Source organism: Ruminococcus flavefaciens (assembly GCF_900116855.1).
GTDB lineage: Bacteria > Bacillota > Clostridia > Oscillospirales > Ruminococcaceae > Ruminococcus > Ruminococcus flavefaciens_R.
Genome location: NZ_UETD01000003.1, coordinates 295,144 through 307,893 on the forward strand (window position 1 = coordinate 295,144; position 12,750 = coordinate 307,893).

Sequence of the window (12,750 nt, forward strand, 5' to 3'; positions counted from 1 at the left end):
GTGGTGCTTATATAGCAGCTTATGCGTAATTATGGGGAGAAAACCTTTCTGAGGAAAGGTTCTTCCCCCCATACCCCCTTTTCCAAAGACTTTATAACTGAATTTAGCCCCGACAGGGCGCTCTCAGTATTATTACTGATTTTCACATTTTGTGAGGCGCGCTCTGTCGGGGCTAAATTTAATGCTGAAAGTTTTAGGAAAGGAGTTTGAGGAAGAACCCTTTTTCAAAAGGGTTTTCCTCAATATCACCTATAAAACTGCTGTACGAGTATCACGTTTAATCACTCAGGGGCTTTATGTTAAATTTTGAAGCCTTTAGCTTTTAGCCATTAGGAAGCGGCTTCGCCGCGATGCTATCGGGCGGATGATATCCGCCCCTGCAATGCAAATTTCGTGGGACGTCGAGGACGCCGCCCCCTACATTTCCAATTTTTCGCGTATCGCTAAATTCCGATCTATGATTTTTTGACTGCTAAGGTACTTTCAATTCTGCTTTTTTGCTGTCAGTCCAGTGAGTCTGCAAGGTGGAGGAGATACTCCTGTATGCGGAGAGCGTCACCTGAGGTGAGACCCTTTACGGACTTGTCAACATCGGCATTTGCTCTGCCCTGCTCGGTGAGAGCGTGTGCGTCGGAGCCGCCTACACCGTACTTGTTGGGATTAGCCAGTGATTGCATAATGAGTATAGCGTCTGCCAGCTCTACTGTGTCGTCACAGTTTGTATCGCCTTTCTTTGTGGGAACTATCTCCTGTGTGGAGGTAGTTACGGGCGGTACTGCGGACGTTGTGGAAGTAGTTGTTGTGGTTGTAGTAGTATTTGTTGAGGTTGATGTTGTAGTGATCGGGGGCAGCGGTCCGGGTGTATTGAGTGCGCTCTCGACAAAGCTGATGTTCCATGCAAAGGAAGCCTGCCAGTCGGGAGCCAGATCGTTGGTGCTCCATGAGGCTACGGAATCGGCGTAACACTTCTGAGCAGGTACCTTGCCGCGCTTCATTCCCATACTCTTTACATATTCATCCATAAGTCCTGAGCAGGGACCGCTGACCATTATTCCGTTCGGAGCCATGGGGAAACTGCTGTCCAGCTCATATATCCAGAATCTGTGTGAGGGATTGTTTGAGTGGTAAGAACCGTAGCCTGTGACGTAGGATATGCCGAGACCGTTTCTTCCGAAGATATAGTCCATAGCCTGAGTCATTCCGTTGAGATACTTACTATTGCAGTTTGATGCGTCATAAGCATAAGCCATGATCATGGCGTTATTAGTTATACAAGCATTTGAAGCAGGCTCATATCCTGCATGATAATCATACCCGGGTATACCGATCAAATCGGTATCCTTGGCTTCTCTGTAAGGTATACCCATTCCGTTTGAGGTGCTGTTTTCCATTTCAAGCATAGAATCTGCTGCCTGTAAGATGCTTTTCTCGATTGTCTCCTTGTCCTTTGCAGCTGTCTTATCACTGAGGTAAAGTGAAAGTGTTCCCATAGTGGTAGTATCGCTGTTATTGAAGGCGGAGTAGGTGAGCTCGTCACTCTCGGGCAGAGCTATTTCAAATGCCTTTGCGATACCTGACGCGCTGTGCTCGTTCTCATAGTCCTTCAGCTCGTTATAATACTCCTCAGCACCTGTGGTAGCGAAGAGCTCGCAGGCAGCCCAGTATGCTTCGTCCTTGACGCTGCGGTCCTCGTATATGCCTGTGCCTACATATGAGCTTTCGGGAGCGAACTGAGGATCCCTCTCATATTGTCCGAGGTCGGTATCCCATTTTTCCTTGTATGCCATTACAGCCTTCCATGAATCCTCTGCGTGTTGGAGGCATTCATGGGCGAACTCATCATCTATGCCCTCCCAGAGACGTGCAGCCTGAGCCGCGCAGGCTATCATGTTGAATGTAGCTGCATACGTTGGAGGTCTGACGATATGGGTAGGCATATAGTCTTCATCGTATATGTAGGTTTTTCCTTCAAAAGAGATGCGTTTGTGGTCATTTGCCTGATGATATACAAAGTTTGCGCAGTCCTTGCCCCATACAGGGTCATTCTCCGGATCAACGATCATCTTGAACATCCACTCAAGCTCATACCTTGCTTCTCTGAGAGCTTCCTCAGAAGCATCGCCCTTTGACTTCTCCATTTCATACATATTCTGGAGGAGCCATACTGAGTTTGCGCCGACGATCACGTTCTTTGTATTGTCTGAGCCTGTGTACCAGCCGCCTGCTGCGTCGATGGAGTTCCTCTTGTCACCGTCAAATTCGTTACCGTAGGCTCTTATCCACTGTGACTGGATATATGCGGTGTAGCTCTTGTGCTGTGCAGCATGAGCAAGCTTGGCTTTAATGTCCTTGGGGTTGAATGAGGTTATCTTATCTTCTGTGATGTCCTCGTCCGAACGGCTCTGGTAGTAATAGTTCATGGCGTCGGTGAGGATGCCCTTGTATACGTCATTGCCTATACGGAACTCATGGCTGATATACTTATTATAGACCTCGCCTGTGATGGGATTTGTAAATACGTTATCCTTGTCATCCACCTCAATGGTGTATGTACCCGGATCGGTCACAGATGAGAAATCAAGTATCTGGCAGTAATCGCCTGCTGCCTCGTCATATCCTATGGGAGTACCCTTGCCTGTGAATACGGGCTCGCCGTTCTTCTTGACGGTGAAGCTGACGGGCTCGGTGATCTCCTTGCTTGTGGCGTATGTAGCCTTCTTGTCAAGCAAGGTATAATAGCCTATCTGGTTTATTCTTACATCACTTCTGGGCGTAATGATACCCATTTCATTTGAAGGGTCCCAGAGGCATGGGGTGGAATTTGCATTCTTGTATTCCTCGCCGCAGTCCTCGCACTCAAGTGTGAGATTGTCGAATTTCAGCACTGTTCCCTCGGGGAAGCAGTCCTGAGCCTGATAAGAGCCTTCGCCGCCGTAGTGGAATTCCCATGATGCGACCTCGATAGTTTTGGTTGCGGTAAATTCACTGTCGAAGCTGTTCTCGCCCTTTTCTATTTTGACGTTGTTCCAGCCCTGATTCCAGCTGCTGGAATTGTTCTGCCATACGCCTTCGCCGTTATCGTCATTACCTGCGATATGAGTATGGAGCTCTCCTTCGGCAGAGGCTTCTAACTCCCAGTGTACCTTGTACTTGTGCCCCTGCTCAATATGGAGATTTCTGTGGCGTATACCCAGATCCCATCTGGACTCGCCGCCGCGTTTCTTTCCGCCGGGATTGATGATAGTGATGTTAAAGCTGCCGTCCTTTACCTCGAAATCCTGCTCCGCCGGATTATTGGCGAATACAGTCCATGGCAGTATTATCCCGTTGTCGAAGCTGTTCTGTCCGAGACAATCGGCATTAGCTGTAAACGGAGCAAATGCGGCAGTGCTTACCGCAGCTACTGAAGCTGCCATCAGCTTTTGGATGAGTTTTTTTGTTGACCTGTGTTTCATGATTGTTCCCTCCCTGATGTTTAGCCGCTTTCTGCGGCTGATCTCATTATTATAATCGCGGCTATTTGGTTGTAAATAATAACAAACTTATTTGTTGACTGCCGCGAATATATATCCATTATATACTATAATATGGGATTAGTCAAGACAAAAAGCCGCTCCCGATGTAATTTCGGGAGCGGCTTTATCAAGAGAGGCTTTACAAAAGCTGCACAGAATATCATATTTCAGCGGAATACTGTCTTTATGCAGTTTCTTCCCGCGGATTTTGCTTCATAGACCGCCTTGTCCATACGTTCAAAGGCTGTGGTGACATTATCATCGGCAGTTATGACTGTTACGCCGATACTGCAGGTGATATGACCGATCTTGCCGAATGGTTCCTCCTCGATCCGCTGACGGAGGGCGTTTGCAGTGGATATTGCTTCCTCTGAGTCGGCATTGTCCAGCACCACAATGAACTCCTCGCCGCCCCAGCGTCCTGCAACAGCCTTACGGCTGCTTATAAAGTCGGTTATCACCTCTGCAAAATGTATGAGAGCTTTATCGCCTGCGGCGTGGCCGTATACGTCATTTACGCGCTTGAAATAGTCGATATCAAGTATCATCATGGCAGCGCTGCCGCCGTTGACCCTGATGTCTTCGATGGTGTTATCCATTTCGGTCTCAAGCTGTCGGTGGTTGTATATCCCGGTGAGGGGGTCCTTCAGGGCAAGATCTTCATAGGTTTTGAGTGCGGTCATAAGCTCCTCGGCACTCTCGTGTATATCCTGTACCATGAATACAAAGCGGAAGTCATCGGGATTGCTGGTCTCGGCGCGTCTGAAAATGAGCTTTACCCAGATATATCTGCCTTCAAGGTTCTTCATAAGACAGTCGTAGGAGGATGTACGTCCGACCGCGAGGTTCTTTTTCAGATACTCGGGGTCTGTTCTCTCGAGGAAGATTGCCTGATCATCGGGTCCTATCATATTAACTATCATCATGCGCCATTCGGAGTACTTCAGCTGCTGGTTCTGGACATCATCAGACAGCTCCGTGATACTTATGCTGTTGGTGGTATCCTTTATCAGGTCCACATACATTGAGAAAAGATAGGTATTCTGAATTGTGCTGACTTTTTTGGTGGTCAGGGTCTCGTCTATGTACTGGCTGCTGTCCAGCTCGTCCAGCAGGAGGATATAGACCTCCTGACTGACCACGGGATAAACGGTCATCTGTACCACATGAGTGACTCCCTCAAAGCTTATGTTTATCCTTCGGCTGTACTTTCCCACGAACTTACCCGCAGTAGGGATAAATACGCGGTAGTCCTCGATAACGGTGTCAGAGCTGTTGTTGAAGTGATACCAGAGCTTTTCGATAAGGTCGAGGTAGCTTCCGTCTGCGTCAAGGAGCTTTGCGAACAATCCGCGCCTTGCAAGCGCTCTGTAGGTGTCCGCTCTTCCGTCCGCAACAATTATGGCGTCAGCGTTTTTCATGGCATAACTCGTTACGTCCTCAAGAGTTATATCGTTGATGTTGTCGGTATTCACATTCATGCCCCCTAAGCTGTGAAATTCGGGCACTGCCCATAGTAAGTCCTCTCCGTTCAGCCTCGGACAGAGAAGTTTTATCTTTACATATATGATAACATATATTTGTATTTGAAATGATAATATTCTGTGAATTTTCAACAATTCAGATAACTATTTGTGATAACTTACAAACTGAGGTCGCTTTGCTTGTGAAAAATGCAGAAAACAGAATACTTTCGGAAAAAACAGAAGAAATTTTTGAAAAGTACTTGACATCTTATTATTTTTATGATATTATCATAACAGAAATAACAGAGGAGGTGATGCCGATGGCAACAGAAAAGGAGTTCCTGTCGGCATATAAGCTCAGCGATTACGAGAGACCCTCCGTCACAGCCGATGTGGCGGCATTCATGATAAGGTCCGAGGAAAAGGCAAGCTACCGCCGTAATCCCGAGAACAGGCTCTCGCTGCTGCTGATAAAGAGGGGCGGTCATCCCTATAAGGGAATGTGGGCGCTGCCCGGCGGATTTCTCAACTCCAACGAGACTGTTGAGGAGTGTGCTCTCAGAGAGATAAAGGAGGAGACTAATGTCCTTCCCGTATCCATTATGCCTGTGGGGGTTTTCAGCGCTCCGGGACGTGACCCGAGAGGGTGGATAATCTCACACGCCTATGTTTCCATCATAGGGGACGAATCTGTGAAGCAGGTGGCTATGGACGACGCCTCCGACGCACAGTGGTTCGATGTGGACTTTGTCAGGGACTCAGGCGGCGAATACTGCCTGACCCTCAGCTACGGCGATGTGGTGCTCAGAGCAGTTCTCACCGAGGAGAGCTCGGGCTTCGGGCGTACCTCTTTCGCAATAAAAGACAGCGGTTCACTGGCGTTTGACCACGCCGCCATGATAGCTTCAGCCGTCTCGGCTCTCAGGAGAGCGGCAAAAAGCTATGATACCATTTTCGACTTTCTTCCTGAGAAATTCACTCTTACCGCCTTTCAGAAGGTTCAGGAGACAATACTCAACATTTCCTTCCTTCCTGCAAACTTCAGACGAATGGTCAGCAAGTATGTGGAGGAGACAGGCGAGATAGTAAGGGGCGAGGGACATCGTCCCGCTAAGCTGTACAGACGCAAAAGCAATGATTAAGGAGGATATCGTCATGAAAAATATTCTGGTTGTAGTTGATATGCAGAAGGACTTCGTGGACGGAGCTCTCGGCTCTGCAGAGGCCTGCGCGATCGTTCCTGCGGCTGCAAGGAAGATAGCCGCATTTGATGGTGACATTTTCGTTACCTATGACACCCACTTCGAGAATTATATGGACACCGCCGAGGGAAAGAAGCTTCCCGTTCCTCACTGCATAAAGGGCACAGAGGGCTGGGAGCTGAACAAGGATATCGCGGCGGCTCTCGAGGGAAAGAAGTATACTCCTGTGGAAAAGAATACATTCGGCTCCGTTGATCTTCCCAAGCTGATAAAAAAAGCAGTGGGCAATGAGAAATTCACTGTTGAGCTCATCGGTCTCTGCACCGATATATGTGTTGTCAGCAATGCTCTGCTCATCAAGGCGAACTTCCCCGAGGCTCCCATATCCGTTGACGCAGCCTGCTGTGCAGGAGTTACACCCGTTAAGCACGATGCAGCTCTCGAGACCATGCGAAGCTGCCAGATAGATGTAATTTAACAGAAAGGATATGATATTATGAAGCTTGAACCCATCGTTGTTTCCCTCCTTGACACTGACCTGTACAAGTTCAATATGGATCAGGTCATTTTCCACAAGCACACAGACCTCTGTGGAAAATACTACTTCAAGTGCCGCAATAAGGGCATTGTATTCACTGCCGAAATGGTGCAGGAGATAAACGACCAGATCGACCACCTCTGCTCACTGAGCTTTAAAAAGGAGGAGCTGGATTACCTCCGCTCCATCCGCTTCATCAAGGACGACTATGTCGAGTTTCTCAGACTGTGGCACCCCATAAGGGACTACGTTACCGCAGGGCTCAATGCTGACGGCGAGCTGGAGATAGTTGTGGACGGACCTCTGTTCTCGGCAATGCAGTTCGAGATATATCTCCTTGAGATAGTCAACGAGGTATACTTCCGCATGAAGTACGACTACGACAGACTGAGAAAGTCTGCCGAGGAGCGTCTTGACGCCAAGATAAAGGCACTGAACGACGGAACTTATACATTTAAGTTCGCAGAGTTCGGCTGCCGCAGAAGGCTTTCCCGTGAGTGGGAGGACGTTGTGGTAAGGCGCCTCTGCACCGAGACCGACAAGTGCGTGGGTACTTCAAATGTTTACCTTGCCATGAAGTACAATGTTACCCCCATAGGCACATATGCTCACGAGTTCGTGCAGATGTATCAGGGAATAGACTCCATCCCACTTGCATACACCAATCACTATGCCATGAAGGATTGGTATGACGAGTACGACGGCGATAACGGTACTGCACTTACGGATACTATCACTACTGACCTGTTCCTGCTTGATTTCAACCGCTCAATGGTCAACAACTACACAGGTGTCCGCCACGACAGCGGCGACCCCTATGAGTGGGGCGAAAAGATGATCGCTCACTACAAGAAGTACGGCGTTGATCCAAAGACAAAACTGCTGCTGTTCAGCGACAGCCTTGATTTCGACCGCGCACAGAAGCTCTTTGATCACTTCTGCGGCAAGACAAAGGTGTCTTTCGGTATCGGAACATTCTGCTCCAACGATACAGAGGAGGAGGCTCTCAACATCGTTATCAAGCTCCAGTATGTCAACGGCAGACCCGTGGCGAAGCTGTCCGACGCTGTGGGCAAGGCAATGTGCCGTGATGAGGAGTATCTTGAATACCTCAAGCGCTCGGTGGATTTCAGACTGAAAAGAGAATCCGCTAAAAAATAAGTACCCCATACGGAGAAGGCAATGAGTGAGCCTTCTCCGTTTTTTGTTACAAATGTCACTTTGAAAGTTATTCCTGTCATCTTGCATATCGCTGCATTTCGCTGTATAATCAAAGCATAGAAACACGGAAGGGGGATCAACATGAGAGTTGATTATTACGATATACTGAATTGCAGTTATGATGTGTACTGCGGCAGACCTGCACTGTTTGCTCCCGAGGGAGTGCCTGAGGATATACTGGCACGTTACGGCTTTGCAAGACTTTATGACGGGAGATTTATGTATTACCTTGACCAGATGGAATACTATCACATAGCTTCCTGCGGAAGTACTGACAGGGTGGTGTTCGATCAGAGCACTCATGATAAAATAGTGCAGTATTACTGGTCACAGTATGCACCGGCACCGCCTGTAAACAGGTCAAACGGCGGGACTGTAATGTGTATCATCAGCCTGATACTGCTGGTGGTAAGTCCGTTTCTTTTATTCAAGCTGCCCACACTGGGAATGCTGGGCTGGATAGCCTCACTGGTACTGATGATAGTGGTGAGAGCTACATATCCGAAGAATGTGTTCGGTCTTGTGCTGATGATACTTCATATCGTAGCTGTTGCAGTTATTCTTATCAGTGCTCTGTTGGTCATGGCAGCCTGTTATGATATAATGAGGCAATGCTCTAACCTTTGATGAGAGGAGGATGACTATGAATATACATATCTGTACCGATCACGGGCTGATACCACCCTATGCGGTAATGCTCCTGCTGTCCCTTGCAGCAGGACTGGGAGTGCAGTTCGTGCTCAATCGCAGGGATGGCATAAAGCAGAATATCGCTGCCTACGGTATACTCCTTGCACCTCCGATGATAGGCTTTTTCGCACTTCTGCACACACAGATAGCCTCAGGGGGCAAGGCTCTGGGATTATCCTCCATCGGCGGAGCGGTGGGTATGTACGCCAGCGCTCTTACAATGGCTGCCATTTCACGCAGACGGGAGAGCATAGGCATTATGCTCCGCAGCTGCACACTTTCGCTCCCCATCATGTACAGCATATCCAAGATAGGCTGCCTGATGGGAGGCTGCTGCCGCGGCGTGGATTACAGCGGCGTCATGTGTGTTGAGTACAGCGGTGAGCGAATGGGACATCTCAGTGCATTTCCCGTACAGATAGCGGAGTCCGCAGCATTCCTCGTCATATTCATCATCGGTATGATAATGTACGCAAGGGGGAGAAAAAACGCTGCTGTTGCTGTCATATTCCTCATGTCCGCGGCGGCAAAATTCGCACTGGACTTCCTGAGGGCTTCCCATGCGGGAAAGATGGTATCTCCCAATCAGCTGCTCTGTGCAGCGGCTGTTGCGGTGTTTATCGCTGTTATGGCGGTACAGACACACAGGAAGCATAGCATTTCCGAAAGGGCATATAACTGAAAAACGGCTCACAGTATTACTGTGAGCCGCCTTTATTATCCGTAAAATCTATTGTTCTGTCGCATATCTCCAGAGCCGCAGGTCTGTGTGTTACGATGACCACGGTCTTGTCGGTCATGCTGCGGAGGTTTTCCAGAAGCTGCTTTTCCGTTCTCTCGTCCAGTGCGCTGGTAGCTTCGTCCAGAAGAAGCACGGGGCTTTCGGAATATATCGCCCTTGCAATGGCTATCCTCTGCATCTGTCCCTCGGAAAGACCCGTTCCGCGCTCGCCCAGAAGCGTATCTGCGCCGTTTTCAAGTGCAGATACGAATTCCTCGGCACAGGCTATTTTCAGCGCTTTTTCCACACGCTCGGCACTGTCCTCTGAGCTGTCTGCAAAGGAGACCACCTCGCGTATAGTACCGCTCATGAGCTGGTTGCCCTGTGGTACATAGGCGAAAAGTCTGCGCCACTGCGGAGTCAGCGGAGCTTCTATGCCGTCGCTGCCGATGAGATATCGTTCTCCGCCGTCCAGTCTGTATATGCTCATAAGGAGCTTCAGCACCGTGGACTTGCCGCAGCCGCTGTGTCCTGTGAATGCAACATATTCGCCCTTTTTTATGTCAACGCTGACGTTCTTTATCACCTCGGGCATATCCGCCTTGGACAGCTTTCTGATGCTGTCAGCGGCAGGATAATATGTAAAGCAGGCATTGCGTATGCCAAAGGAGCGCAGCTCCTCTGAGTAGTATCTGTTGACCTCGCCGATGCTGAGGGGAGCAGTATCGCTGTCGTCGGAAAAATCCTCTATCTCCATAAGTCGTTCCGCGCTTGCGGTCATTGCATAATACTTGGGCAGGTATCCCGTAATATTGGCAAAAGGAGCCTGTATCTGCGATATGAGCTGAGTAATGGCGGTAAGGGTGCCGTAGCTGATAGTGCCGATGAGTATGCCGTAGCCGCAGTAGCAGACGCCAAAGAGGTACATACCGTTCATGGCTGCCTGAAATCCCACATTGCACAGGTTTGAGAAGCGGTTCTTCTTCATTCTTGCGGACTTGTGGGCATTCATCCTGTCCGCGGCGTCCTGCTCGGTCTGCTCCTCGGCTGCAAATGAGCGTATCATCATCATGCTGCCTATGCGTTCCTGCATGAAGACTCTCAGTTTGCCGTCGCACTCCTGAACCTGTTTATGTAGCCGCTTCAGCACCTTTCGGAAGCCGTAGGTCAGCAGCAGCATGACCACGGCGCAGGGGAGAAGTATGCAGGTAAACCGTCGGTCAAGTACTATCATCATGATGACGGCACTGACCATTTTCACTATCATGCCTGCAAGTCCGGGGAGTATCTCAACGTAGCTGTCCGCCACTACAACGGTGTCGCTGGTGAGGCGGTTGAGCCATTCTCCCGAGTGTACAGCGTTTACGCTGGCGAAGTCCTTTCGCAGGATATTCCGCATAAGACGGGCTTTGAACAGGTTCTCGAAGGTCGCCTTTGAAAGCTCCGTCAGCCACCGCACCATAGCCCGCAGGCTTATCTGTACAGCCACAAGTATGATGGTAGATATAACATATCTCAGGAAGCCGTTCCTGTCATGTGCGGCGGCGCAGTCCACGATATTCCTCAGCAGCAGAGCGTACAGCACACCGCTGGCGCCGTGGAGTCCCTGTATCATCATCAGGGCGAGTATATACAGTTTTTTCCCTTTTGGTACGGAATAAAGCCACTTTGTCGCGTTATTCTTCATTGTTTATTCAACCTTGATATATTCTGCGGAGCAAGCATTCATTCCTTCGTAGGCGATCCTTGCAGCGGATATATCCATATTGCAGCCAAGACGGAAGAGCTTTACACTGTCGGCAAGGTCGTCTGCCAGAGCGAGAGTTTTCTGCATCTTCACTGTATCTGCGGGACGGTATATCTGCTGGAGCAGTATCGGGTATGCCTGCTCCCTTGAGATAGGAACGATCTTGTTCTCCTCAGCCCTTGTGAGTATGCATATGGCTTTCAGCGGCACGGAGATATTGCTGCCAAGTCTGTGCTTGCCGTTATATGGAGTTCCGTAGGCAGTGACCTTGCCGCCGCTTATCCTGAGCAGCGGCTTGTCATCGTTGACCATTACGGCGCGGCTGCCGAAATACTCTCTCCAGAGCCTTGTATGTGTGGACTTGCCTGTGCCCGACTTTGCCGTAAAGAGGTAGCCCTCTCCGTCAACGGCAATGACCGAGCCGTGAAAGAGCACGGTGTCATAGTCCAGCATCTTCTCAGCTATCCTGCGGTATACAGCCAGCTCCTCAAGGTAGCTGTCTCTGTGATCCACAACGGGAAGTCCCTCCAGCTCGTTCTCACGGTCAGATTTTCTGCGTTCAAAGTCTATATCCTCCTGAGAGGTGGATACGGAGTATTCTGCCTCCTCGTCGGTGAGGTAGTCCCTGCAATAGCTGTGGACCTCGTCATATATGGAACTGACAGAAACCACTTTGTCCGCTATCCTGTAATTTTGGGTTATCATGTCTTTAGTCGTTTACAGCACCTATGGAGCGCAGCTTTGCAATGATAGCAGCTGTGTCACTTTCGGCGACAGAGCGTTCCACGTCGTACTTCTCAAGAAGCTTGTCAACAATGGCGCTCTCGGTGGTGTCTGTCTTGAGGCACTCGATAATGAAAGCGGCGGTGGGATTGCTGCGGATGAGACCGTTCCAGTTGGTACCGCTGGTGGATACGGTTATATGCTCACCCTTTGATACATGGGTGAGAAATCTTGAGTCAAGTTTCATGATAGTATCTCCTTCCGGTCAGGTAATTGGTATGACAGGCAGCTCTATGGGACCGTCATCGTCGGGTGCATCGGGTGATATGGTGATGTCAGGCTGAGCGGGCTCATCTGCTTCGGGGGGGACTATACCTGCCTCGAGGAGAGCTTCAGTGTCGGGGTCTGCGGACTTAGCGGCAGTGCTGTTTTCAGCTGCTGCTGTGGCAGCCTCCGCTGTGACTGCCGATGTAGTATCTGCGGCTGCTGTTGTGGTATCTGAGCCTGCGGAGGTGGTGTTTTCGGCAGTTGTATCTGCGGCAGCAGTAGTGGAAGCAGTTTCCGATGAAGAGCTTTTTGCGGAGCTTCCGCCCTTGCCGCCGTTGCAGCCTGACAGCAGGAGAGCTGAGACCAGTAATATCGGTAATATCTTTTTCATAATGAACTCCTTGAAATTGATATTATAATTCATTTCGTTACAATAACTGCGTTCGGGCGGTTATTGCAGACAAATCAATTATATCATGAAAGCTTTAAAAAGGCAAGTGGCGCAGCGTTAAAGTTCATTTTTTATACACTTTGCCGCGAAATCGTCTGCGTCGCTCCCCATTTATAATAAAAGCAGGGAAAGTGTAAAAAAACAGGCAGCCCTCTGCGGACTGCCTGTCTGTGGTACTTACTGAGGAGGAAGCTCTGGATCACTGGTAG

At 49.5% G+C, this 12,750-nt stretch carries 11 protein-coding genes; 5 read left to right on the plus strand and 6 right to left on the minus strand.

What is annotated here, in order from left to right:
- Positions 1-503: 503 nt before the first annotated feature.
- Together DSZ37_RS03730 and DSZ37_RS03735 are read right to left on the minus strand one after the other, a co-directional pair.
- Positions 504-3,455 (minus strand): glycoside hydrolase family 9 protein, encoded by a 2,952-nt coding sequence (locus DSZ37_RS03730; protein ID WP_109725622.1) that lies wholly within the window; start codon positions 3,453-3,455, stop codon positions 504-506.
- Between the two features lie 227 nt (positions 3,456-3,682).
- Positions 3,683-4,990, minus strand: coding sequence for a GGDEF domain-containing protein (locus tag DSZ37_RS03735; protein ID WP_242978557.1), 1,308 nt, complete (start codon positions 4,988-4,990; stop codon positions 3,683-3,685).
- Positions 4,991-5,301: 311 nt separating this feature from the next.
- Between DSZ37_RS03735 and DSZ37_RS03740 the strand changes: the two genes are divergently transcribed.
- The 5 genes from DSZ37_RS03740 (at position 5,302) to DSZ37_RS03760 (ending at position 9,314) form a co-directional block, all read left to right on the plus strand.
- On the plus strand, positions 5,302-6,123 hold the full coding sequence (locus DSZ37_RS03740) for an NUDIX hydrolase (RefSeq protein WP_109725673.1): 822 nt from the start codon (positions 5,302-5,304) through the stop codon (positions 6,121-6,123).
- A 13-nt stretch (positions 6,124-6,136) separates the two neighbouring features.
- On the plus strand, positions 6,137-6,661 hold the full coding sequence (locus DSZ37_RS03745; RefSeq protein ID WP_109725623.1) for a cysteine hydrolase family protein: 525 nt from the start codon (positions 6,137-6,139) through the stop codon (positions 6,659-6,661).
- Positions 6,662-6,679: 18 nt separating this feature from the next.
- On the plus strand, positions 6,680-7,882 hold the full coding sequence (pncB, locus tag DSZ37_RS03750; RefSeq protein ID WP_109725624.1) for a nicotinate phosphoribosyltransferase: 1,203 nt from the start codon (positions 6,680-6,682) through the stop codon (positions 7,880-7,882).
- Positions 7,883-8,023: 141 nt separating this feature from the next.
- Positions 8,024-8,569 carry a hypothetical protein gene (locus tag DSZ37_RS03755; protein ID WP_109725625.1) on the plus strand — a complete coding sequence of 182 codons (546 nt, stop codon included), beginning with the start codon at positions 8,024-8,026 and terminating at the stop codon, positions 8,567-8,569.
- Between the two features lie 16 nt (positions 8,570-8,585).
- Positions 8,586-9,314: a prolipoprotein diacylglyceryl transferase family protein gene (locus DSZ37_RS03760; RefSeq protein WP_181380227.1), complete on the plus strand. Its 729-nt coding sequence runs from the start codon at positions 8,586-8,588 to the stop codon at positions 9,312-9,314.
- A gap of 16 nt (positions 9,315-9,330) precedes the next feature.
- Here the strand turns inward: DSZ37_RS03760 and DSZ37_RS03765 are convergent, their stop codons facing one another.
- The 4 genes from DSZ37_RS03765 to DSZ37_RS03780 are packed head-to-tail and all read right to left on the minus strand — an operon-like array spanning position 9,331 to position 12,481.
- A complete protein-coding gene (locus tag DSZ37_RS03765; RefSeq protein ID WP_109725627.1) occupies positions 9,331-11,040 on the minus strand; it encodes an ABC transporter ATP-binding protein in 1,710 nt (569 codons plus the stop codon).
- Positions 11,041-11,043: 3 nt separating this feature from the next.
- Positions 11,044-11,772, minus strand: a complete 729-nt coding sequence (locus DSZ37_RS03770) for a hypothetical protein (protein WP_242978558.1) — start codon at positions 11,770-11,772, stop codon at positions 11,044-11,046.
- A gap of 37 nt (positions 11,773-11,809) precedes the next feature.
- On the minus strand, positions 11,810-12,070 hold the full coding sequence (locus DSZ37_RS03775; RefSeq protein ID WP_109725629.1) for a PqqD family protein: 261 nt from the start codon (positions 12,068-12,070) through the stop codon (positions 11,810-11,812).
- An 18-nt stretch (positions 12,071-12,088) separates the two neighbouring features.
- Positions 12,089-12,481 (minus strand): membrane lipoprotein lipid attachment site-containing protein, encoded by a 393-nt coding sequence (locus DSZ37_RS03780; RefSeq protein WP_109725630.1) that lies wholly within the window; start codon positions 12,479-12,481, stop codon positions 12,089-12,091.
- Between the last annotated feature and the right edge of the window lie 269 nt (positions 12,482-12,750).

Bases quoted from the DNA above. Each gene is read 5' to 3' on its own strand.
- DSZ37_RS03730 (WP_109725622.1), bottom strand. From the start codon at position 3,455: ATGAAACACAGGTCAACAAAAAAACTCATCCAAAAGCTGATGGCAGCT.
- DSZ37_RS03740 (WP_109725673.1), top strand. From the start codon at position 5,302: ATGGCAACAGAAAAGGAGTTCCTGTCGGCATATAAGCTCAGCGATTAC.
- DSZ37_RS03745 (WP_109725623.1), top strand. From the start codon at position 6,137: ATGAAAAATATTCTGGTTGTAGTTGATATGCAGAAGGACTTCGTGGAC.
- pncB (WP_109725624.1), top strand. From the start codon at position 6,680: ATGAAGCTTGAACCCATCGTTGTTTCCCTCCTTGACACTGACCTGTAC.
- DSZ37_RS03755 (WP_109725625.1), top strand. From the start codon at position 8,024: ATGAGAGTTGATTATTACGATATACTGAATTGCAGTTATGATGTGTAC.
- DSZ37_RS03760 (WP_181380227.1), top strand. From the start codon at position 8,586: ATGAATATACATATCTGTACCGATCACGGGCTGATACCACCCTATGCG.
- DSZ37_RS03765 (WP_109725627.1), bottom strand. From the start codon at position 11,040: ATGAAGAATAACGCGACAAAGTGGCTTTATTCCGTACCAAAAGGGAAA.
- DSZ37_RS03775 (WP_109725629.1), bottom strand. From the start codon at position 12,070: ATGAAACTTGACTCAAGATTTCTCACCCATGTATCAAAGGGTGAGCAT.
- DSZ37_RS03780 (WP_109725630.1), bottom strand. From the start codon at position 12,481: ATGAAAAAGATATTACCGATATTACTGGTCTCAGCTCTCCTGCTGTCA.